Origin of the sequence: Streptomyces sp. NPDC060205 (assembly GCF_042728395.1) — a bacterium.
Taxonomy (GTDB): Bacteria; Actinomycetota; Actinomycetes; order Streptomycetales; family Streptomycetaceae; genus Streptomyces.
The window spans coordinates 43200-67071 of the sequence record NZ_JBHWZP010000011.1; the positions used below are offsets into that span (position 1 = coordinate 43200).

5 protein-coding genes are annotated in these 23872 nt (G+C 72.9%); 4 read left to right on the forward strand and 1 reads right to left on the reverse strand.

Annotated features, from left to right (window positions below; genetic code table 11):
- Positions 1 to 35: 35 nt before the first annotated feature.
- Positions 36 to 19547, reverse strand: a complete 19512-nt coding sequence (locus tag ACFWGJ_RS03575) for an amino acid adenylation domain-containing protein (RefSeq protein WP_387320673.1) — start codon at positions 19545 to 19547, stop codon at positions 36 to 38.
- A 110-nt stretch (positions 19548 to 19657) separates the two neighbouring features.
- Between ACFWGJ_RS03575 and ACFWGJ_RS03580 the strand changes: the two genes are divergently transcribed.
- The 4 genes from ACFWGJ_RS03580 to ACFWGJ_RS03595 all read left to right on the forward strand — a co-directional run bounded on the left by ACFWGJ_RS03580 (position 19658) and on the right by ACFWGJ_RS03595 (position 23723).
- Positions 19658 to 20680 carry a FecCD family ABC transporter permease gene (locus ACFWGJ_RS03580; protein ID WP_387320674.1) on the forward strand — a complete coding sequence of 341 codons (1023 nt, stop codon included), beginning with the start codon at positions 19658 to 19660 and terminating at the stop codon, positions 20678 to 20680.
- A gap of 2 nt (positions 20681 to 20682) precedes the next feature.
- A complete protein-coding gene (locus ACFWGJ_RS03585; RefSeq protein ID WP_387320676.1) occupies positions 20683 to 21801 on the forward strand; it encodes a FecCD family ABC transporter permease in 1119 nt (372 codons plus the stop codon).
- Between the two features lie 4 nt (positions 21802 to 21805).
- Positions 21806 to 22666 carry an ABC transporter ATP-binding protein gene (locus ACFWGJ_RS03590; protein ID WP_387320678.1) on the forward strand — a complete coding sequence of 287 codons (861 nt, stop codon included), beginning with the start codon at positions 21806 to 21808 and terminating at the stop codon, positions 22664 to 22666.
- Between the two features lie 196 nt (positions 22667 to 22862).
- A complete protein-coding gene (locus ACFWGJ_RS03595) occupies positions 22863 to 23723 on the forward strand; it encodes a family 16 glycosylhydrolase (RefSeq protein WP_387320680.1) in 861 nt (286 codons plus the stop codon).
- Positions 23724 to 23872: the final 149 nt, after the last annotated feature.

Sequence of the window (23872 nt, forward strand, 5' to 3'; positions counted from 1 at the left end):
TTCGCTGGGGGTTGATAGGGGTGGCAGGGGTGGAACTAGTCACCGGCCGTCCCGGTCGTACGCTCCGCCGCGCGGGCGACGAGCGCCCTGAGCGCCCGGAACCAGGACTCCGCCAGGTCGCGGACCGCCTCCTCGTCCAGGACCGCCTCCGGCCAGGACCAGTGGGCGGCCAGGACGGGACCGTCGGCGCGGTCCTCGGTCACGACGTTGATGCCCAGCGCGTGCCCTTCGCGCATACCGGGCTCGGGACCGATGTCGGAGACGTCCTCCTCGGGGGCGTACGACCAGTCGGTCTCCTCGGGGATGCCGAAGCGGCCGAGGTAGTTGAACTCGATCGGCGGTGCCTCGAAGCCGGCGAGCACCGGTGCCGTACGGGGGTTGAGGTGGCGGAGCATGCCGTAGCCGACGCCTCCTGCGGGCAGCGAGGCGAGGTGGCGGCGGGTCCGGTCGAGCGCCTCCTCGACGGCCGGGCCGCCGTCGAGGGCCGCGTCGAGGTCGACGGGGCCGGGGTCCAGGAGGACGGGGAAGATGCTGGTGAACCAGCCGACCGTACGGGACAGGTCGACGTCCTGCGCCACGTCCTCGTCGCGGCCGTGGCTCTCCAGGTCGACCAGGACCGGTCCCCCGGCGCCGCCGTCGTGCCGTCGCCGCCAGTCGGCCACGGCGAGTCCGAGGCCGGTCAGCAGGACGTCGTTGACGTTCGCGGTGAAGGCGGAGGGCACCGCGGACAGCAGGGGGCCCGTGTGTTCGGCGGGCAGCCGCAGCTCAAGGCGCCGTACGGTGCCGGTCGTGTCGCGGGCCGGGTCCAGCGGGCTCTTCAGCGGCAGGGGTGCGGCGCCTTCCAACACGCTGCTCCAGAAGGGCAGTTCCGACTCCCTTGCCGGGTCCAGGGCAAGCTCTTCGAGCGTGCGTGCCCAGGTGCGGAAGGACGTGTCGACGGGTGGCAGCTCGGCGGGGCGGCCCGCCTCGACCGCTCGCCAGGCGGTCTCCATGTCCGGCAGGAGGATGCGCCAGGAGACGCCGTCGGTCACGAGGTGGTGGGCCATCAGCAGGAGCCTGCCGGGTTCGTCACCGGCGTCGAACCAGACCGCCTTCACCATGGTGCCGGCCTCGGGGTCCAGGGACGCTCGGGCGGTGTGGGCGCCTTCCGCCACAGCCGTCCGCAGGGCATCTGGAGCCAGCCCGGTGACGTCGACGCGCTCGATCCAGGACGCGGGGTCCACGGAGTCCGTGGACGGGACTGCGATGCTCCAGCTGCCGCCGTTGCCGTCCTCGCCGTCGGCGGTGGTGCGTCGGCTGACGGTAAGTGGGGGCTGGTCGCGCAGTTCCCCGCGCCCCTCACGGGGCGCCTGCGGCGCGCCCTGCTTGCGGCCGTCCTCACCCGCGCGGCCATCGACGCCCGCGCCGTCACGAACCAGCGTGCCTCGCAGCATCGCGTGGCGGTCCGCCAGGGCTCGCAGGACTGCCGTGAGCTTCTGGCGGTCCAGGGTGGCGGGGGTGCGGACCAGGGCCGACTGGTGGTAGCCCTGGAACGGGCCGCCGAGTTCGCGCAGCCAGTGCATGACCGGGGTGAGCGGCACGATGCCGGTGCCGTCGTCGGCGGGACGGGCGTCGGCGGCCCCGGTGGTGGTCGCGACTTCGGCGAGACCGGCGACCGTACGGTGCCGGAGCACCAGGCGCGGAGTGATCCGCACGTCGGCCGCGCGGGCTCTGCTGACGAGCTGCATCGCCATGATGCTGTCGCCGCCGAGGGTGAAGAAGTCGTCGTCGACACCGACCTCGGCCAGGCCCAGCACCTCGGCGAACACCGTGCACAGGGTCTTCTCCAGCTCCGTCTCGGGCGCACGCCCGGTGGAGAGCACGGAGAAGTCCGGGGCGGGCAGGGCGGCCCGGTCCAGCTTTCCGTTGGCGAGCTTCGGCAGCCGGTCCAGGAGGACCACGGCGGCCGGGACCATGTGGTCGGGCAGCTGTCCGCCGACGTGGGCGCGCAGCCGTCCCGGGTCGGGCAGCGCCCCGGACGCCGGGACCGCGTACGCCACGAGGAGTTTCCGCCCGCCCTCCTGACGGACCGTCACCACGCTCTGTGAGACGTCCGGATGGGCGGTGAGTACGGATTCGATCTCGCCGGGTTCGATGCGGAAGCCGCGGATCTTGACCTGGTCGTCGGCGCGGCCCAGGTAGTCGAGGTGTCCGTCGGCGGTCCAGCGGGCGAGGTCGCCGGTGCGGTAGAGGCGGGAGCCGGGGCCGCCTCCGAAGGGGTTGGCGACGAAGCGTTCGGCCGTCAGGGCGGGGCGGCCCAGGTAGCCGCGGGCGAGGCCGCCGCCCGCCAGGTACAGCTCGCCCGTCACACCGGGCGGGACGGGCTGCAGCCGGTCGTCGAGGACGTACGCGCTGGTGCCCGCGACCGGGCGGCCGACGAGCGGGCGGTCGCTGTCGCGCACCCGGGCCACGAGCGCGTCGACGGTGGACTCGGTGGGCCCGTACAGGTTGAAGGCCTCGGTGCCGTTCAGGCGTCCGAGCCGTTCCCACAGGGCGTTCGGTACGGCCTCACCGCCGACGCCGACGACCGCGAGGGGGCTGCTGCCGTCCTCGCGTACGAGTCCGGTCTCGGCCATCTGCGCGAAGAACGACGGGGTGACCTCCAGGAAGTCGAAGCCGTGCTCGACGACGGCCGCGGCCAGCAGCTCCGGGTCGCGGCGGGTCTCGTCGGAGACGACGTGCACGCAGTGCCCGTCGAGGAGCCACAGCTGGGGCTGCCAGGAGGCGTCGAAGGAGAACGCCCAGGCGTGTCCGGCGCGCAGCTGCCGTCGGCCGGTGAGGGCCTTCGCGGGCCCGTACAGCGTCTCGCGGTGACTGTGGAAGAGGTTGCCGACCGTCTCGTGGGTGACGACGACACCCTTGGGGCGGCCGGTGGAGCCGGAGGTGTAGATGACGTACGCGGGGCTGCGCGGGGTCAGTGCCGCGATGCGGTCCGCGTCCGTGAGGTCGGTCGCGGGCTGGGCGGCGAGGAGTTCGGCGGTCGCCTCGGCGTCGAGTTCCAGTGCCGGCGGGCCGTCCGCGGGGAGCAGCGGTGCGATCTGCCGTGTGGTGAGCGTCAGGACCGGGCGGGCGTCGGTGAGGGTGTCGGTCAGGTGGGCGGTCGGGGCGTCCGGGTCGAGCGGCAGGTAGGCGGCGCCCGCTTTGTGCACGGCGAGGATCGCCAGCAGGGTGCGGGCGGTGCGGGGCAGGGCCAGTGCGACGAGCCGTTCCGGGCCGGCGCCCTGGGCGACGAGCAGCCGGGCGAGGCGGTTCGCCTTGGCGTTGAGCTGGGCGAACGTCAGCTTGATGCCGTCGGACGCGACGGCCGGCGCCTCCGGGGAGAGCGCGGCCTGCCGTTCGAAGAGGGCGGGCACGGTGGTCGGTCCGGCGAGCAGGGGCCGGGCGTTCCACTCGGTGAGGATGCGCCGGCGTTCGGCGTCCCCGAGGATGTCGATCCGGCTGATCGGGGTGTCGGGGGCGGCGGCCACGGCCCGCAGCAGCCGCACGAGCCGTTCGCCGATCGCCTGGGCGGTCGCGTGGTCGAACAGGTCGGTGCTGTATTCGAGCACGCCGTCGACACCGCCCGCACCGGTGCCGTCGGCTCCGCCGCGCTCCACGAAGTCGAAGGAGAGGTCGAACTTGGCGCCGGTCGCGCCGGCTTCCTCCCGCCGGGCGTCGAGGCCGGTGAGGAAGTCCCCCTCGCCGCCCGCCGCGAGGTACACGACCATGACCTGGAACAGCGGGTGCCGGGCGAGCGAGCGGGCGGGGCTGAGCGTGTCCACCACCCGCTCGAACGGCACGTCCTGGTGGTCGAAGGCGGCCAGGTCGGTCTCCCGAACGCGGGCGAGCAGGTCGCGGAACGCCGGGTCGCCGGAGGTGTCGGTGCGCAGCACCAGGGTGTTGAGGAAGAACCCGACCAGGTCCTCCAGCGCCTCCTCGGAGCGTCCGGCGATCGGGCTGCCGAGCGGAATGTCCGTACCGGCGCCCAGCCTCGTCAGCAGAGCGGCCACCGCCGCCTGAACGATCATGAACATGCTGACGTTGCCGGACCGGGCCAGTTCACGCAGGCCCGCCGCCAGCTCCGGGTCGAGGGCCATGTCGACCACGCCACCGCGGTAGCTGGCCTCCAGCGGGCGGGGCCGGTCGACGGGCAGCGCCAGCTCCTCGGGCAGCCCCTCCAACGTCTGCTTCCAGAAGCCGAGTTGGCGGGACGCCAGGCTGTGCGGGTCCTTCTCGTCGCCGAGCACCGCACGCTGCCACAGGCTGTAGTCGGCGTACTGGACGGGCAGGGGTGCCCACTCGGGCGTACGGCCCGCCGCGCGTGCCGCGTAGGCGGCGGCCAGGTCGCGGGTGAGGGGGCGGTCCGACCACTCGTCGCCCGCGATGTGGTGGAGCAGGAGCAGCAGGACGTGTTCGTCCTCGCCGGTACGGAAGAGGTGCACGCGCAGCGGCGCTTCCCGGTCCAGCTCGAAGCCGTACCCGACCGCCTCGGCCAGCCGCTGCGCCAGCTCCTCCACACCGCTCACGGAGGCGGTCCGCACCGCGACCCCGGCCCGCTCGGGCTCCAGGATCAGCTGGTACGCGCGCCCGTCCTCCTCGGGGAAGACGGTGCGCAGCGGCTCGTGGCGGGCCACCAGGTCGTCGACCGCGAGCCGCAGCGCGTCGGCGTCGAGCGCCCCGGAGAGCCGCCATACCAGCGGGATGTTGTACGTGGGACTCGGGCCCTCCACCCGGTACAGGACCCACAGCCGCTGCTGGGCGAAGGAGAGCGGCAGCCGCTCCGGCCGGTCCGCCGGGGCGAGGACGGGCAGGTCGGCGCGGGCCCCGTCGGTCGCCCCGTCGCGGAGCGCGTCGGCGAGCCGGGCGGGTGTCGGGGCGTCGAAGACCGTGCGCAGGGACGCCTCGGCGCCGAGCACGGCCCGGACACGGGCGGCGAGCCGCATGGCCACCAGGGAGTGACCGCCGAGGGCGAAGAAGTCGTCGTGGACACCGACCCGGTCGAGCTCCAGGACGTCGGCGAACAGACCGCAGAGGATCTCCTCGCGCGGGGTGCGCGGCAGGGACTCGGTGGTTCCGGCGGCGAAGTCGGGCGCGGGCAGCGCCCTGCGGTCGAGCTTGCCGTTGGGGGTCAGCGGCAGGGCGTCCAGGGTCATGAAGGCCGCGGGGACCATGTGCTCGGGCAGTTCGGCGGAGGAGTGCCGGCGCAGAGCGGCGGAGACATCAACGGCAAGGTCCGTGCCATCTGTGCCACGCCCCGCCGCCGGGACGACGTACGCCACAAGACGCTGGCCGTGCGGGACGACGACGGCCTGGGCGACGGTGTCGTGGCGTCCGAGGACCGACTCGATCTCGCCGAGTTCGATACGGAAGCCGCGGATCTTGACCTGGTCGTCGGTGCGGCCCAGGTACTCGACCGTGCCCTCGGACGTCCAGCGGGCGAGGTCGCCCGTGCGGTACATGCGCTCGCCGGGCCCGCCGTTCGGGTCGGCGACGAACCGCTCGGCGGTCAGACCGGCGCGGTCGAGATAGCCGCGGGCCAGCTGGTCACCGGCGAGGTACAGCTCCCCCGCCACGCCCGGCGGCACCGGCCGCAGCGCGGCGTCCAGGACGTACACGCGGGTGTTCCACACCGGCCGTCCGATGGGCACCGAGGTGGCGCCCGGGTGCACCTGGACGGCGGTGACGTCGACGGACGCCTCGGTCGGCCCGTACAGGTTGTGCAGTTCGGCAAAGGCGAGTGTCCGGTGGAAGCGGTGCGCGAGCGGGACGGGCAGGGCCTCGCCGCTGCACATCACGCGGCGCAGGTCCGTGCAGCCGGCGGCCGTCGGTTCCTCCAGGAACAGCTGGAGCATCGAGGGCACGAAGTGCGCGACGGTGACGCCCTGTTGCTGGATCAGCTCGGCGAGGTAGCGGGGGTCCTTGTGCCCGTCGGGCCTGGCGACCACCAGGGCGGCACCGGTGATCAGCGGCCAGAAGAACTCCCACACGGAGACGTCGAAGCTGGACGGGGTCTTCTGCAGCACCCGGTCCCCATCGGTCAGCCCGTACGCGTCCTGCATCCACAGCAGGCGGTTGACGATGCCCGACTGCGGTACGACGACACCCTTCGGGCGCCCGGTGGAGCCGGAGGTGTAGATGACATAGGCGGGACTCGACGGGTCGTACGAGGAGGGAAGCGCGCCCTCCGGCCCCTCGGGCAGGCCGTCGCGGATCACGCACACCGGGCGGGCGTCCTCCAGCATGAACGCGAGGCGCTCCTGCGGGTAGTCGGCGTCCAGCGGCAGATAGGCGCCGCCGGCGCGGTGCACCGCGAGGAGGGCGACGACGAGGTCCGCCGACCGCGGCAGCGCGACGGCCACCGTGCGCTCGGGGCCCACGCCCAGTCCGGCCAGCACCCGCGCGGTGTGTTCGACGCGGGCTTCCAACTCGGCGTACGTCAGGAGCTGTTCGCCGAAGACCAGCGCGAGCGCGTCGGGCGTGCGGGCGGCCTGGGCGCGGAACAGCTCGGGGAGGGTGGTGGGGACGGTGACCTGGGCCGTGTCGTTCCAGTCCGTGAGGACGAGCGCCCGCTCGTCCGAGGTCAGCACCTCCACCTCGCGCACCGGCAGGTCCGGGGCGTCGGCGACCTGTTCCAGCAGTCCGACCAGGCGTCCGGCGAGGCGGTCCGCGGTCGTCGCGTCGCACAGGTCGGTCGCGTAGTCGAGCAGGAGGACCAGCTGGTCCGACTCGTCCACGAAGGTGAAGTGCAGGTCGAACTTGGCGCGGCCGGTGTCCATGTCGGACCACTCGGTGGCCAGGCCCAGCAGGCTGGGGTCGCCGTCGGGGCGGTAGTGGTAGCCGAGCATCACCTGGAACAGCGGGTTGCGGCCCGCCACGCGCGGCGGGTTGACGGCCTCCACGACCCGGTCGAAGGGCAGGTCCTGGTGCTCGAAGGCGGCCAGTGCCGACTCGCGCACTCGGCCCGCGAGCTGACGGAACGTCAGGTCATCGCCGGACAGGTCGGTACGGAGGACCAGTGTGTTGACGAAGAAGCCGACCAGCTCGTCCAGGCCGCTGTCCGTGCGGCCCGCGATGGGCGCGCCGAGCGGGATGTCGTCGCCCGCACCCAGACGGTGCAGCAGGGTCGCCGTGGCCGCCTGGAGGAGCATGAACAGGCTGGTGCCGGTCTCGCCGGACAGCGCGCGCAGGGTGCGGCCGACCTCGGCGGGCACCTCGTGGCGGACCGTGCCGCCGAGTCCGGTGGGTTCGGCGGGACGCGGCCGGTCCAGGGGCAGCGCCAGCTCCTCGGGGAGATCGCGCAACGCCTCGGTCCAGTAGGCCAGTTGTTCGTCGCCGACCTGGGCGAGCAGCTGCTCCTGCCACAGCGTGTAGTCGGCGTACTGCACCGGCAGCGGCGTCCAGCCGGGTTCCCCGCCCGCGACCCGGGCCGCGTACGCGGTGTTCAGGTCGGCCAGGAACGGCCGGTCGGACCACTCGTCGGTGGTGATGTGGTGCAGGACGACGGCCACCACGTGGTCGGCCGGACCGACCCTGAACACCTCGCAGCGCAAGGGAAGTTCGCGGGCGAGATCGAAGGGGCGGCGTTGCGCCGACTCGATCAGCCCGTCCAGCTCCCGCTCGGCGCAGTCCGTCACGGTGAGGCCGGGCGCGGCCTCCGCGGCCGGGACGACGACCTGGTACGGCTCTCCGTCGTGCTCGTGGAACACCGTGCGCAGCGCCTCGTGCCGGCCGGCCACATCGCTCAGCGCGGACGACAGCGCGTCGAGATCGAGTTCCCCGCGCAGCCGGAAGACCAGCGGGAAGTTGTACGCGACACCGCTGCCGGTGATCCGCTCGACCAGCCACAGCCGTCGCTGGGCCGGCGAGAGCGGGACGCGGTCGGGGCGTACGGCCGGGGCGACGGCCGGGCGGGCGGGGCGCCCGGTGTCGGCGCGTGCGGCGAGCAGTTCGGGTGTCGGCGCCTCGAAGAGGTCGCGGATCGCCAGCTCGGCGCCCAGTTCCGTGCGGGCCCGGCTGATCAGCCGGGTGGCGAGCAGCGAGTGGCCGCCCAGATCGAAGAAGCCGTCCTCCGCGCCGACCTCGGGCAGGCCAAGGACCTCGGCGAAGAGACGGCAGAGCACCTCTTCCTGCGGGGTGCGCGGTCCGCGGCCGGTGCCGAGGGCGACCGCGGGCTCGGCGTCGGGCAGGGCGCGTACGTCCAGCTTGCCGTTGTCGTTCATGGGCAGCCGGTCGAGGGTCACGAACGCGGCCGGGACCATGTACTCGGGCAGCTGCTGCTTGAGGTCGTCGCGCAGCCGCCGGACGAGGCTGTTCGCACCGCGCGCCGCGGTGGGCTCGTTGGCGTACGGGGCCTCGCCGCCGCCGGGGAGGTAGAGCCCGGCGGTCCGCCCGGGACCGTCGGCGGGGATACCGGTGGCGGTGTCGGGCACGAACACGGCGTCGTACGTGCCGGGTTCGCGGGACCAGGTCGTCAGGACGTGGCAGCCCAGCCGTGCGCCGAGGTTGTGCAGCGTCTCGGGGTCCACTCCCCCGGCGGCGCCCACCCGGGCGTCGGGTACGCCGGTGAACCGCAGCGGGGTGACCGCGCGGACGAGGTCGGTCAGATCGAGGTCGGCGGTGAAGCCGACCGACGGCACGCGCTCCAGGGCGAGGTCGGCCTCACCGGCGTACAGGACGGCGTCGTACCGGTGGCGGGTCAGCTCGTTGTGGTGGCGGGCGCGCTTGGTGCGCAGGTCGACGCGGTGGCCGAGGGTGGTGAAGTAGTCGGGGTCGACGAGGAGTTCCTTCTCCAGGCGCAGCCCGCGCTCGACGGCCCGCTCAAGGCCCTCCCCGGTGACGCCTCTGGCCTGCTGGATCTCCGTCTGGAACGTCCGGGCGAGGCGCAGGTTGCGGACGTCCCCGACGAACAGGGCGCCGCCCGGGGCCAGGAGCCGCATCGCTCCCTCGATGACCGCGGTCAGGTAGTCGATGCTCGGGAAGTACTGGATGACGGAGTTGATGACGATCGTGTCGAAGTACCCGTCGGCGGGCAGGCCGGTCAGGTCGTCGGCGGGCTGGGCGCGCAGGGTGACGCGTGCGGCCAGCTCCGGGTCCTGCGCCAGCTCTTCTCCTATCTTGCGGATGACGGGGGCGGCGAAGTCGGTCGCCCAGTAGGCCTCGGCCTCCGGTGCGAGCTTCGACAGCAGCAGGCCGGAGCCGACGCCGATCTCCAGGATGCGGCGCGGTCGCAGCGAGCGGATCCGGGCGACGGTGGCCTCGCGCCACTCCCGCATCTCCTCGAAGGGGATGGGCCGCCCGTCGTACGAGGAGTCCCAGCCGGCGTAGTCCTCGGTGAAGACGGCGGTGCTGATCTCCTCGTACTCGTCGGAGTAGATCTCCTGCCACTCGCCGACCTGTTCGCGTTCGGCGCCGTCGCGGTCGTCGCCGGTGAGCGGGGCCGGGACCACATAGCCGACGAGCCGTTCGTCGCGGACGACCACGGCGGCGTGCGCGACCTGGGGGTGCCGGGAGAGCGCGGTCTCGATCTCGCCCAGTTCCACGCGGTAGCCGCGGATCTTGACCTGGTCGTCGGTGCGGCCGAGGAAGTCGAGATTGCCGTCGGGGTTGCGGCGTACGAGGTCGCCGGTGCGGTACATGCGCTCGCCGGGCTCGCCGAAGGGGTCGGCGACGAACCGCTCGGCGGTCAGGCCCGGCCGCTCCAGATAGCCGCGGGCCAGGCCGATGCCCGCGATGTACAGCTCGCCGGGCACGCCCTCGGGCACCGGGCGCAGCCAGGCGTCCAGGATGTGGGCGCGTGTCCCGCGGATCGGACGGCCGACGGTCGGGGTGGCGCTGTCGAGGGTGCCGCCGCCGAGGGTGTTGATGGTGTACTCGGTCGGCCCGTAGAGGTTGTAGCCGTAGGTGCCCTCGGTGTCACGGAGCTTGTTCCACACGGTCTCGGACACGGCCTCGCCGCCGAGCAGCACGAGCGGCGGCCGGTGGCCCTCCAGCAGGCCCTGTTCGATGAGGAGATGGGCGTAGGTGGGGGTCACGTTGATGACGTCGACGCGGTGGGTCTCGCAGTACGCGACCAGGGCCTCCGCGTCGCGCCGCAGCTCCTCGTCGCAGATGTGCACCTCATGTCCCTCGACGAGCCACAGCAGCTCCTCCCAGGACATGTCGAAGGCGAACGACACGGTGTGCGCGATCCGCAGTCCGCGCCCGCCCGCCGAGGCGACGGCCGGTGCGAAGATCTCCCGCTGGTGGTTGAGCTGCATGTTGGTCAGCCCGCGGTAGGGCGTGACGACACCCTTGGGCCGGCCGGTGGACCCGGAGGTGTAGATGACGTAGGCCGGGTGCTCCAGGCTGAAGTGCTGACGCTCCAAGTCGGCCGGATGGGCGGCCAGTTCCGTGGTCACGGCCGGGTCGTCGAGCAGGGCGCGAGGAGTGTCGGCCGCCGCCAGCCGTTCCGAGACGGCGGTGGTGGACAGGAGCAGCGTGGGCCGGGCGTCCTGGAGCATCGCGACGAGGCGGTCGTCCGGGTAGTCCAGTTCCAGCGGCAGGTACGCGGCGCCCGTGCGCAGGACGGCGAAGAGCGCGACGACCATGTCGAGGGAGCGGGGCAGTCCGAGCGCGACGACCCGCTCGGGCGCGGCGCCCCGGTCGATCAGCAGTCGGGCCATGCGGTTGATACGGGCGTCGAGCTGGGCGTAGGTGAGGGTCTGCTCGCCGAAGACGAGGGCGGTGGTGTCGGGCGTGGCCAGGGCCTGCGCCGCCAGCAGGTCGGCGATGGTGTCCTCGGGGTCGGGCACCCGCCCCTCGGCACGCTCAAGCTCCAATTTCTGCTGCTCGCTCGGCAGTTGCGCGTCGAGTCGGCCGACGGGTGCGTCGAGGTCGTCGGTGAGCCGTGCCAGGAGCAGGGTGAACCGGTCGAGCAGATCCTGCGCCCGGGGGCAGGCGATGACGTCGGCCCGGTGGGTCAGGGTGACCTGGATGCTGCGGCCCGGGGTGACGACCAGGTTGACGGGATAGTGCGTGGCGTCGACGTTGGCGACGGCGGTGGCCCCGTGGCGGTCGCTCAGTTCGGCGAGCCGCTCCTCGGTGTCGCTGTTGCGCAGCACGAAGAGGGTGTCGAACAGCCGCCGGTGCCCGGTCTCGGCCTGCAGCACGCCGAGGCCCAGATACTCGTACGGCATGACGGCCAGCCGCTCGTCCTGGACGCGCCGCAGCAGGGCGAGCACGGGTTCGGCCGGGTCGTAGGCGATCCGGGCGGGGACGGTGTTGAGGAACATGCCGATGACGTTCTCGATCTCCGGCACCTCGCTCGGCCGGCCCGCGACGGTGGTGCCGAAGACGACGTCACTGCGGCCGGTCGCGCTCGCCAGGGTCAGTCCCCAGGCGGCGTTGAGCACGGTGTTGAGGGTCAGTCCGTGGCGGCGGCCGAGGTCGCGCAGCCGTGCCCCGACCTCGTCCGGGACGGGCGCGTCGAGGCTCTCCGGGATGTCCGGCTCCAGGCCCTGGTCGGCGGCGGCGAGCAGGGTGGGCTCGTCGAGTCCGGCCAGCGCGGTGCGCCAGGCGGCGGTGGCGACGGCCGTGTCCTGGACCTCAAGCCAGGTCAGGTAGTCGCGGTACGAGCCGGGGGCGGCCAGGGCGCTCGGGTCGCCGCCGGACTCGTACAGGGCGAAGAGCTGGTCGAGGAAGAGCCAGGCGGACCAGCCGTCCCACAGGAGCAGGTGGCGGCCGACGACCAGGCGGTCTCCGCGCTCCTCGCCGAGGCGGACGACGAGGAGGCGGAAGAGCAGCGGGCGGGTCAGGTCGAAGCGGCGGGAGCGTTCGGCGTCTGTCAACTCCCGCAGTCGCACGTCCTGTTCGGCGACGGACAGTCCGGAGAGGTCGACCTCTTCGAGGGGGATCTCGGGGTCGCGGACGATGAACTGCACCGGCTGGCGCAAGCCTTCGCTGGTGAACCCGGCGCGCAGGCTGGGCGTGCGCTCCAGCAGGACCCGTACGGCGGTGCGCAGGCGGTCCGTGTCGAGCGGGACGGCGATGTCGAACGACTCGTGGACGGTGTAGACGTCCAGGGTGCCGGCGTCGTACGTGGAGTGGAAGAACAGGCCTTCCTGGAGCGGGGCGAGCGGCCAGATGTCGTCGACCGGGCCGGGGCTGAGCCGGTGGACGCGCTCGGTCTCCTCGGCGGTGAGGGCGAAGTCGGAGCGCGGGGCGTGCGTCTCGGCGACCGGGGTGGCCGCGGCGGCCAGGGCGAGCGGGGTGCGGTGCTCGAAGACGTCACGGGGGTTCAGGTCGAGGCCGGCCCGGCGGGCACGGCTGGAGACGCCGATCGAGGTGATGCTGTCGCCGCCGAGCATGAAGAAGTCGTCGTCGATGCCGACCTCGTCGAGCTTCAGCACCGCGGCGAAGATCCCGGTCAGCGCGGCCTCCCGCTCGTCGCGGGGCGCGCGCACCTCGGCCCGTACCGCCTGGGGGGCGGGCAGCGCGGCGCGGTCGAGCTTGCCGCTGGGAGTGAGCGGGAGGGCGTCCAGGACGACGAACGCGCCGGGGACCATGGGGGCGGGCAGGGCGTCGGAGAGGGCCGCCTGGAGTTCGGCGGGCTCGGGGTGGGCGTCGCGGGCGGGGACCACGTACGCGACGAGTGCGCTGCCGCCGCTGTCGGTGGAGACGACGGTCACGGCGGCCCGGGCGACGGACGTCTGCCGGGTCAGCGCGGCCTCGATCTCGCCCAGTTCGACGCGGTTCCCGCGGATCTTGACCTGGCGGTCGGTGCGGCCCAGGTACTCCACGACTCCGTCGGCGCGGCGGCGTACGAGGTCGCCCGTGCGGTACATGCGCTCGCCGGGCCCGCCGTACGGGTCGGCGACGAACCGCTCGGCGGTCAGGCCGGGCCTCGCGTGATAGCCGCGGGCGAGCTGGACGCCGGTCAGGTAGAGCTCTCCCGGGACACCCTCGGGCACCGGCCGCAGGCAGGTGTCCAGGACGCGCAGACCGGTGTTCCACACGGGTCGTCCGATGGGCACGGTGGTGCCGGGCGCGCCGTCGTAGGTGTGGTGGGTGACGTCGACGGCGGCCTCGGTGGGGCCGTACAGGTTGTGCAGCGGCACCCCGGTGAGGGCCAGCCAGCGGGCCGACGCGGCGACGGGCAGCGCCTCGCCGCTGCTGAGGACGCGCCGCAGGGAGGCCGCCCACGCGGGACGCCCGGTGGTCTCCTCCGGCTGACGGGAAGGCTCCTCGAAGGACTGGAGGAACGCTTCGAGCATCGACGGCACGAAGTGCAGTGTGGTGACGCCCTGTTCGCGGATCAGCTCGGCGAGGTAGACGGGGTCGCGGTGGCCGTCCGGGCGGGCCAGTACGACCGTGGCTCCCTCGCACAGCGCCCAGAAGAATTCCCACACGCTGACGTCGAAGCTGGCCGGGGTCTTCTGCAGCACCCGGTCGTCGGCGGTCAGCCCGTACGCGCCCTGCATCCAGGCCAGCCGGTTGACGATCGCGCGATGGGTGACGACGACACCCTTGGGCAGGCCGGTGGAGCCGGAGGTGTAGATCAGGTACGCGGGGTCGTCGGGGCCCGCCTCGACGGCGGTGGCGGCTGCCGGCCGTTCGGTGACGCCCGGCTGCTCGGTGGTTTGCGGCTGCTTACCGGCCGGGGCGTCCACCAGGAGGTGGGTGAGGCCCGGGACCTCGGGCAGTCGGTGGGCGGTACCGGAGGTGGTGACGACCGTCGTCGCGGCGGAGTCGGTGAGCATGTGGGTCACCCGGTCGGCGGGATAGTCCACGTCGACGGGCAGATAGGCGGCCCCTGACTTGAGCACGCCGAGCAGGGCGACCATGAGCTCGGCGGAGCGCGGAACGGCCACCGCGACGACGGTGCCCGGCCCGGCACCTCTCGTGCGCAGCCTGACGGCCAACTCCGCGGCACGGGCGTCGAGTTGTGCGTACGTGAGGGTCTCGTCCTCGTGGACGACCGCGGTCGCACCCGGGGTGCGGGCGGCCTGGGCCCCGAAGGCGGCGGCGAGGGTGGTCGCGGGCACGTCGTGGCGTTCGCCGGACGGGTGGGCGTGGGACAGCTCCGCCGCCGACAGCAGTTCCAGGGCGGCGGCCGGCTGACCGGGGTCCGCCGCCAGAGCGTGCAGGATGCGGGTGAGGCGGTCGGCGATTCGGCGTACGGCGTCGGCGTCGAGCCGCTGGGCGTGGTGCTTCAGACGCAGGTCCAGTCGGCGGCCCGGCTTCACGATCAGGGCGAGCGGATAGTGGACGGCGTCATGGAACTCGTGATCCGTGACCCGGATACGGCCGGAGGGGTCGGCGAGGCCGGTGGCGGCCGGGTAGTTCTCGAAGACGACGAGGGTGTCGAACAGTTCACCGCTGCCCGCGAGCCCCGCGACCCGCTGGATCTCGGCGAGCCCGAGGTGCTGGTGGTCGAGGAGCGCGGCCTGCTCGTCCTGGAGGCGCCCGAGGAGACCGGCGAGGGTGTCCGAGGGCTCCCAGCGGAAGCGGGTGGGCAAGGTGTTGATGAACAGCCCGACCATCGACTCGATGCCCTCGACCTCGGCGTCCCGGCCGGAGACGGTGGTGCCGAACACCACGTCCTGGCGGGCGGTCAGCCGTCCGATCAGCAGGCCCCAGGCACTCTGGACGACCGTTCCCAGGGTGACGCCCAGCGCGCGGGCGCGGGCCGACAGCCGGGCGGTGACCTGCTCGGACAGCTCGACCCGGACCTGCGCGGGCGTGATCGGCGTGCCGTCGGCGGGCGTCTCGACGAGACGGGTGGGCTCCTCGATCCCGGCCAGCGCGTCGCGCCAGGTCTCGCGCGCGGCGTCCCGGTCGGCGGCGGCGAGCGTGCGCAGGTAGGTGCGGTACGGGGCGACCTCGGGGAGCGGGGCCGGGTTCTCACCGTAGGAGGCGAGCAGTTCGCGGTGCAGGACGGGCAACGACCAGCCGTCGGCGACGCTGTGATGGAACGTCAGCAGGAGGCGGGCGCGGTCCTCGCCGAGCCTGATGAAGGCGCAGCGCAGCAGGGGCGGGCGGGCGAGGTCGAAGCGGCGGGCACGCTCCTCGGCTGCGACGGCGTCGGCGCGCGCTTCGGCCGTCGCTGTGGTTTCGGCTTGCGCAGCAGTGTGCGCCTCGGCTGCGTGCGGCAGCGCCGACAGGTCCACCTCGTGCCAGGGCAGTTCCAGTCCCTCGGCGATGATCTGCACGGGGCGTCCGTCGGCGAGCGGACGGAAGCAGGCCCGCAGCGGGGCGTGCCGGTCGAGCACGCGCTGGGCGGCCCTGCGCAGTGCCTCGGCGTCAACCGGGCCGGACAGTTCGAGGGCCTGCTGGACCACGTAGGCGTCGTGGTCGGCGCCGTCGACGAGGGCGTGGAAGTAGAAACCTTCCTGGAGAGGGCTGAGCGGCAGCAGTTCCTGGACGGTGACCGGGTACGCGCCCTGGACCTCGGCGAGTTCTGCGTCGGTGAGCCGTACGAGCGGGGGCTCCTCGGCCGCGGCACCCGTGCCGGTCGCCGCGTCGGCACGCACGTCGGCACGCAGGTCGGCGGCCTCGGCGAGCGCCGCGACCGTCCGGTGCCGGAAGACATCGCGGGAGCTGAGCCGCAGTCCGGCCCGGCGGGCGTGGATGAGCAGCTGGATGGCGGTGATGCTGTCGCCGCCGAGGGCGAAGAAGTCGTCGTCGATGGTCGCCGACCGCAGGCCGAGCACTTCGGCGTAGGCCGCGCACAGCACTTCCTCGCGGGCGTCGCGCGGCGGGCGGCCGGAGCTGAGGGCCCCGTAGTCCGGCACCGGGAGCGCGGCGCCGTCCAGCTTGCCGCTGGGGGTGACCGGGAGGCGGTCCAGGGGGACGACGGCGGACGGGACCATGTACTCCGGCAGCTGCTCGGACGCGTACGAACGCAGCGCCTTCATCAGGGAGTTCACGTCGCGGAAGGGGGCCGGGCGGTTGGCGTGCGGGGCGGTTCCGGACGGGCGGTACAGCCTGCCCGGGGTCGCGGGCAGGCTGTCGCCGGGGCCGAAGACCACGTCGAGGCTGCCGTCGTCGGCGACACCGTTCCAGGTGACGACGGCCTTCAGGCCGTGCCGGGCCGCGAGCGCGTGCAGGGTTTCCGGGTCCGGCGCGTCGGCGGGGGAAGCGGCGCGGCTGCTGTCGTCGAGTGCGGACAGAGCGGCCAGGTCCTCGGCGAGGCGGGCGTTGGGCAGACCGGTGACGCGGAGGGGGCGTGTGTGCTCTGCGGGCGTCGCCGTGCGGGCGGCGAGCAGGGCGTCGAGGGCGTCGCCGTCACCGCCGGCCACGGCGGCCCAGGTGATCTCGTCGCCCGTGGGCAGGGTGGGCGGGGTGGTTCCCGCGCCCACGACCAGGTCGGTTGCGCAGGCGCCGTCGCTTTCAGCTCGGTTGCGCGGTTCCCCGCGCCCCTGGGGGGGCCGGGCGATCTCGTGACCCGCGGGCTGAGTGGGCGGCGTGGTTCCGGCACCCGCGGCCAGCCCGGCCGAAAAGGCGCCCTCGCTTTCAGCTCGGTCGCGCAGTTCCCCGCGCCCCTCAAGGGCGGGGAGTTTCTCGCGGCCCTCAGGGGTCCGTGTCGGCGTCAGCACCACGTCGTAGCGGTATCGCGTCAGCTCGTTGTGGTGGTGGCCGCGCTTGACTTGGATGTCGGCGTCGAAGTTGTCGAGGGTTGCGAAGTAGTCCGGGTCCAGGAGGAGTTCGCCCTCCCAGGCGAGCGAGCGTTCCACGGCGGCCCGTAGTGCCTGCTTGTCCTGCGGGTCGGCGGCGCGGCGCGTCTCCACCGCGGCGCGCAGGACGCGCAGGAGCCGGGCGTTGCGCACGTCACCGATGAATAGCCGCCCTCCGGGGGCCAGCAGTTCGGCGGCGGCGCCGATGACGCCGGTGAGGTAGTCGGCGCCGGGGAAGTACTGGGCGACGGAGTTGAGGACGATCGTGTCGAAGTGGGCCCGGGGCAGCCCGGAGGTGTCGTGCGCGGGCTGGGCACTCAGGTGCACGCGGTCGGCCAGTTCCGGCACCTGGTCGACCTGGGCGCGCAGGGCCCGTACCGCCTCCTCGGAGAGGTCGGTGCCCCAGTACTCCTCGCAGCCGGGGGCGATCCGGGAGAGGATAAGGCCGCTGCCGACACCGATCTCCAGGACGCGGCGCGGCGCCGGCTCCTTGATACGGGCGAGGGTCGCCTCGCGCCACTCGCGCATCTCCGCGACGGGGATGGGCAGCCCGTCGTACATGCTGTTCCATCCGGCGAAGTTCTCCCGGAAGCCCGCGTCCGCGCCGGCGGCCGGCCCCGCCGAGCCGTCCCGTGCGCCCTCGGTCCCCGCCGCCGAGTACAGCAGTTCGTGCAGGTCCTTCCACTCCTGGACCTGTTCGCCGAAGTCCCGGTCAGCGTCCAGCGAGGGCACCACGTAGGCGGCGAGCCTGCGGTCGCCGGGGCGGTCCTCGCGGACCAGGACCGCGGCCTGTTCGACGGCCGGGTGGGCGCGCAGCACGGACTCGATCTCGCCGGGTTCGATGCGGAAGCCGCGGATCTTCACCTGCGCGTCGGCGCGGCCCAGGAACTCCAACCGGCCGTCGGCCTTCCAGCGCACCAGGTCACCGGTGCGGTACAACCGTTCGCCGGGCGGGCCGAAGGGGTCGGCGACGAACCGCTCGGCCGTCAGGTCGGGCCGCCCGAGGTAGCCGCGGGCGAGACCGGCTCCGCCGAGGTAGAGCTCTCCCGGGACACCGGCCGGTACGGGCCGGAGCCGGGCGTCGAGGACATAGGCGCGGGTGCCGGGGTCGGGGACGCCGATCGGCACGATCGTCCCGGCGGGGGTGTCGGGATCGCACAGGCCGAGGGTGGAGTTGGTGGTCGCCTCGGTGGGTCCGTACGCGTTGAACATCATCCGGCCGCGCGCGTACCGGCCGACCAGCTCGGGCGAGACCCGTTCGGTGCCCGCGAGCAGGGTGGCGGGCGGCAGTTCGACGTCCTCGGGCATCGCGGCGAGCAGGGCCGGCGGGAGGATCATGAACGTGATGCCGTTGGCGTGGGCGTAGTCGGCGAGGGGTGCGCCGGGCACCCGCAACTCGGCGGGTACGACGACGAGTCGGCCACCGGAGAGCAGCCCGAGGCACAGGTCCCAGAACGCCACGTCGAAGCTCGGCGAGGCGAACTGGAGGACCCGGCTGTGCGGTCCGATGCCGAACCGCTCGCTCTGTGTGGCGACCAGCTTGGCGACGCCCGCGTGGGAGAGCACCACACCCTTGGGCCGGCCGGTGGAACCGGAGGTGTAGATGACGTAGGCGGCGTTCCCGACGGAGAGCGAGCGGGCCGGATCGTCCGGCTGATACTTCGTCAACTCCCTTACGCCGTCCGGCGCGTCCAGCACCAGGACGTCCATGCCCTCGCACGGCGGGATGTCCGCCGCAACCTCGGCGGTGGTGAGCAGACAGGCGGGCCGGGCGTCGGCCAGCATGTACGAGATGCGCTCGGCCGGGTAGTCGGTGTCGACCGGCAGATAGGCGGCGCCGGACTTCAGTACGGCAACCTCGGCGACGATCAGTTCGGCCGAGCGGGGTACCGCGAGGGCCACCACGCGTTCGGGTCCGGCACCGCGTGCGATGAGGGCGTGAGCCAGCCGGTTGGCCCGCTCGTCCAGTTCCGCGTAGGTGAGCCGGGTGTCCTCGAAGACCAGCGCGATCTCGTCGGGCCGCTGCCGCACCTGGTCGGCGAACATCTCCGGCCAGGTCCGCAGGGGGACGTCGTGGTCGGTGTCGTTCCACTCCTCCAGGACGCGGTGCCGTTCCTCGGCGTCCAGCAGGTCCAGTTCGCCGACCGGGGTGTACGGGCGGGCGACCGCGTCGGCCAGCAGGGTGGCGTAGTGGCCGGCGGTACGCAGCGCGGTCCCGTCGCGGAACAGGTCCGGGCGGTAGGTGACCCGGACGTCACCGGCGCGGACTTCGAGCGCGAGGTCGAGCGAGCCCTGGGACTCGGCTTCCCCCTCCGCCGCAACGGCGGTGTCCGTTCCGATCACCGTGTCCGTCCCGAACGCGGTCTCCGTCCCGAACGCGGTGTCCGTCCCGAACGCCGTGTTGAAGAGCAGCCCGCCGCCCCGGGTGGGCTCCGGCCTCAACTGGGCGATCAGCGCGGCCGGTTCGATGCGGTGGGCCGCGGCCTCCTCGCAGGCCGCACGGACACGCCGGACCAGTTCCGCGAACGCGGTTCCGCCGTCGAGAGCCACCCGGACCGGCAGTCCCCCGTACCCGACGGTGAGGTCGCGCGCGCCGCCGTAGCGGTGCAGCAGCGCCACGAACGCGGACAGGAGGGTGACCTCGTCGGCCGTCGCGTCCAGCGTGCGGCTGATCGTGCGCGGCGCGCCGCCGGGCTTGAGCGGATACGGGAAGTCGACCGGGAGGACCGCCTCCTGAGGGAGGGGGTCGAGCCGTCGACGCCAGTACGCCGTCGCGTCAACCTCGTCGACACCGGACACACGCGATTCGAAACCGGACACAGCTGACCGTGCCTCCAGAGTGTGCGGAACCGGCTCAGCCGGAGGACCGCAGGTCATACTAAGGTAAGGATTACCTAACCAAAAGGCCCCGTCTCGGCGGACCACGTGATCCCCACTACGATTAAGGCCTGCCTAACCTAAGGGAGCTGGCCGTTGGAGACCGCAAGGTGACGGGCAAGAGAGTGCGCCCTGTCCTTCTCGTGACACTGCTGGGAACCGTCCTGGCCGTCCTCTGTCTGCTGTCCCTGGCGCTCGGCGCGGCCAACATCCCGCCGGACCAGGTGATCTCGGCCCTGTTCGGCGACGCGCCGAGCCGGTTCGTGGACAACGTCGTCTGGTCGGCGCGCATCCCGCGCACCGCGCTCGGACTCACCGCGGGCGCGGCCCTCGGCCTGGCCGGGGCACTGATGCAGGCGCTGACCCGCAATCCGCTCGCCGACCCCGGAGTGCTGGGGGTCAGCGCGGGCGCCGCCTTCGCCATCGTGCTCGCCGTAGGCGTCCTCGGCATCAACTCGCTGTACGGCTATGTGTGGTTCGCGTTCGGCGGGGCGCTGATCGCCACCGTGGCCGTCTATCTGCTGGGCGGCCTCGGGCGGTCCGGGATGACCCCGGTGAAGCTGGCGCTCGCGGGCATCGCCGTCACCTCGATGCTGTGGTCGTTCACGCAGGCCATCGTGCTCACGGACGTGGACGCGCTCAACAAGTACCGTTTCTGGTCCGCGGGTTCGCTCGCGGAGGCGGACAACGGCATGGTGTGGCGGGTCCTGCCCTTCCTCGCCGTCGGCGCGGTACTGGCACTGGCCTGCGCCCCGGCCCTCAACAGCCTGGCCCTCGGCGACGACGTGGCAGCCTCGCTCGGCCGGCGCCTCGGTCTGGTCCGGCTGGCGGGCGTCACGGCGATCACCCTGCTGACGGGGGCGGCGGTCGCGGTCATCGGACCGGTCGTCTTCCTCGGCCTGGTGGTCCCCCATGTGGCCCGGGTGCTCGCCCAGTCGGCGGGCATCGGCCCCGACCAGCGCTGGCTGCTGCCCCTGTCGGCGGTCCTCGCCCCCATCCTGCTGCTCGCCGCGGACGTCCTCGGCCGCCTCGTGGCACGGCCCACCGAGATCCAGGCGGGGGTGCTGGTCGCCTTCATCGGCGGACCGTTCTTCATCGCCATGGTCCGTCGGCGCAATCTGGCGGAGGTGTGACCATGCCGCGGCAGAAGTCCGACGTCACGAGCGGTACCGCCCTCAAGTCCCCCGCCGCCGAGCCCCGTTCGGCCGGGTCCACGCATCACCGCACGTACCGGCTGGCGCTCCCGCCCGTCTCCGGTGTCTTCCGCCCCCGCCTCGTGGCCCTGTCCGTGGTGCTCGCCGCGGGCACCTTCGTCCTGTTCTGCTGGGGCCTGACCACCGGCGACTACCCGATCGGCTTCACCGACGTCGTACGGGCCCTGGTGGGCTCCGGCGACCCCGGCACCGTCCTCGTGGTGGAGGAACTGCGGCTGCCCCGCGCCCTGGTCGGACTGCTCGCCGGGATCGCCTTCGGGGTGTCCGGCGCGCTGTTCCAGACCATGACCCGCAACCCGCTGGCCAGCCCCGACATGATCGGCCTCACCCAGGGCGCGGGCACCGCCGTCGTCGCGGGCATCGTGCTCGGCTGGGACGGCGGCCTGGGCACCCAGGCGCTCGGCCTGCTCGGCGCCCTGGTCACCGCCCTGACCGTCTACGCACTGGCCTGGCGGCGCGGCACCACCGGCTACCGGATCATCCTGGTCGGCATCGGCGTGGCCTGGATCTGCACGAGCGCCACCGACTATCTCGTGGCCAAGGGCGGACGGTTCCAGGCGCAGGCGGCGCTGGGCTGGCTGGTCGGCAACCTCAACGGCCGCACCTGGGGGCAGGTCGGCCCGCTCGCGATCGCCCTGGCCGTGCTGCTGCCCACGGCCCTGCTGCTCGGCCGCCTGCTGCGCACGCTCCAGCTCGGCGACGACGTGGCCACCGGCCTCGGTACGCGCGTCCAGCCCGTACGTCTCGCCATCCTGCTCACCGGGGTCGGTCTGATCGCCTTCGCGACCGCGTCCGCGGGGCCCGTGGCGTTCGTGGCGCTCGCCGCCCCGCAGATCGCACAGCGGCTGGCCGGTACGGCCTGGCCGCCCACCGTCGCCTCGGGACTGACCGGGGCACTGGTCGTCCTGGGCGGCGACCTCATCGCCCGTACGCTCGTCCCCGGCACGGAACTGCCGGTCGGCATCGTCACCGGTGTGCTCGGCGCGCCGGTCCTGCTCTGGCTGCTCGTCCGCGCCAACCGCGCGGGCTCAGGAGGTTGATTCCATGTCGGCTGAACCCCTGTCGGCCCCCGGCCCCGATCCCGATCTGCGGGCGAGCGGTCTGCGGCTGGCGTACGACAACCGCCTGGTCGTCGACGGCCTCGACCTGGCGGTCCCGCCCGGCCGGATCACGGCCATCGTCGGCGCCAACGCGTGCGGCAAATCGACCCTGTTGCGGGCGCTCGCCCGGCTGCTGGCCCCCAAGGAAGGGGCCGTCCACCTCGACGGCAGGGCGCTGCAGTCCATCCCGAGCAGGGAGCTGGCCCAGCGGCTCGGCATCCTGCCGCAGAGCCCGGTGGCGCCCGAGGGGCTGACCGTCATCGATCTGGTCAACCGGGGGCGTTCACCGCACCAGACCTGGTGGCGGCAGTGGTCGAAGACGGACGAGCAGGCCGTGCACCGGGCGCTGGCCGCGACCAACATGACGGACCTCGCCGACCGGCCCGTCGACGAGCTCTCCGGCGGCCAGCGGCAGCGCGCCTGGATCGCCATGGCGGTCGCCCAGGGCACGCCCGTCCTGCTCCTGGACGAGCCGACGACGTATCTCGACCTGGCCCATCAGATCGACGTCCTCGACCTGGTCACCGACCTCAACCGCCGGGAGAACCGCACGGTCGTGATGGTGCTCCACGACCTCAACCAGGCCTGCCGGTACGCCGATCACGTCGTCGCCATGAAGTCCGGGAAGATCGTCGCCGAGGGCAGCCCGGCGGAGGTCATCACCGCCGAGACGGTCGAGGACGTCTTCGACCTGACCTGCCGCATCACGATGGACCCGGTCAGCCACACCCCCCTGGTCATCCCGATGGGCCGCCACCACGGAGGTCCGTCCCTTGAGGCGGCGGCGGTGAAGGCGGCCGACTAGAGCCTCACGGGCGGGACTTGTGTGTGTCGTATGACCGAACGGTGACCGTAAGAGGCAGATGAGGCCGGGGGGACGGAAGGTCCGTACCTATGCCTTGACAGTGATCTCGTTCACTTCTTAGAACGAGAGGCGAAGCATTTCCCCCCACCTCAGTGGGCGCGCCCCCGCACAGGGACGCCCTACGGAAGGGAGAGTCGTGGCTTCCCCACGTCTGCTCCGCAAATGCCTTCTCGCCGCACTGCCCGCCGCCCTCGTCGCGGCCGCGTCCGTCGCTCCCGCCGCCCACGCGGACCCCACTCCGCGGGCGGCCCAGGCCGTGACGTTCTCCGACACCTTCGACGGGGCCGCCGGCTCCGGTGTCGACCAGGGCAAGTGGCAGGTCGAGACCGGCGACAACGTCAACAACCACGAGCGGCAGTACTACACGGCGGGCAACAACAACGCGAAGCTCGACGGCCAGGGCCACCTGGTCATCGAAGCCCGCCGCGAGAACCCGGCCAACTACCAGTGCTGGTACGGCTCGTGCGAGTACACCTCGGCGCGGCTCAACACCTCCGGCAAGTTCACCGCGACCTACGGGCACGTCGAGGCCCGGATGAAGATCCCGCGCGGCCAGGGCATCTGGCCCGCGTTCTGGATGCTCGGCCAGGACATCGGCGACGTCGGCTGGCCCAACTCGGGCGAGATCGACATCATGGAGAACGTGGGCTTCGAGCCCGGGACCGTGCACGGCACGCTGCACGGACCCGGCTACTCCGGCTCGGGCGGCATAGGCGCGGGCTACTCGCTGCCGAACGGCGAGGCGTTCGCGGACGCCTTCCACACCTTCGCGGTGGACTGGTCGCCGAACAAGATCACCTGGTCCGTGGACGGCACCGTCTACCAGACCCGCACCCCGGCCGACCTGAACGGCAACACCTGGGTCTTCGACAAGCCGTTCTTCCTGATCCTCAACCTCGCGGTCGGCGGCTACTGGCCCGGTGACCCGGACGGTTCGACCAGCTTCCCGCAGCAACTGGTCGTCGACGAGGTGAAGGTGACGACCAGCGACGGCTGACGGGCCCGCCGGCGACACCCTCTGAAGCGTGGCCGCCGGAACGCGTTCAAGACCCGAACACGTGAAACACGAACACGAGAAACACGAAATGTGAGACCCGAACGCGTGGCGCCCGGCCGGGAGACGTTCCCGGCCGGGCACCACGTGTA

What these genes read in the sequence shown, in the direction of transcription:
- ACFWGJ_RS03575 (WP_387320673.1), bottom strand. Translation starts at nt 19,547, where the DNA reads ATGACCTGCGGTCCTCCGGCTGAGCCGGTTCCGCACACTCTGGAGGCA.
- ACFWGJ_RS03585 (WP_387320676.1), top strand. Translation starts at nt 20,683, where the DNA reads ATGCCGCGGCAGAAGTCCGACGTCACGAGCGGTACCGCCCTCAAGTCC.
- ACFWGJ_RS03590 (WP_387320678.1), top strand. Translation starts at nt 21,806, where the DNA reads ATGTCGGCTGAACCCCTGTCGGCCCCCGGCCCCGATCCCGATCTGCGG.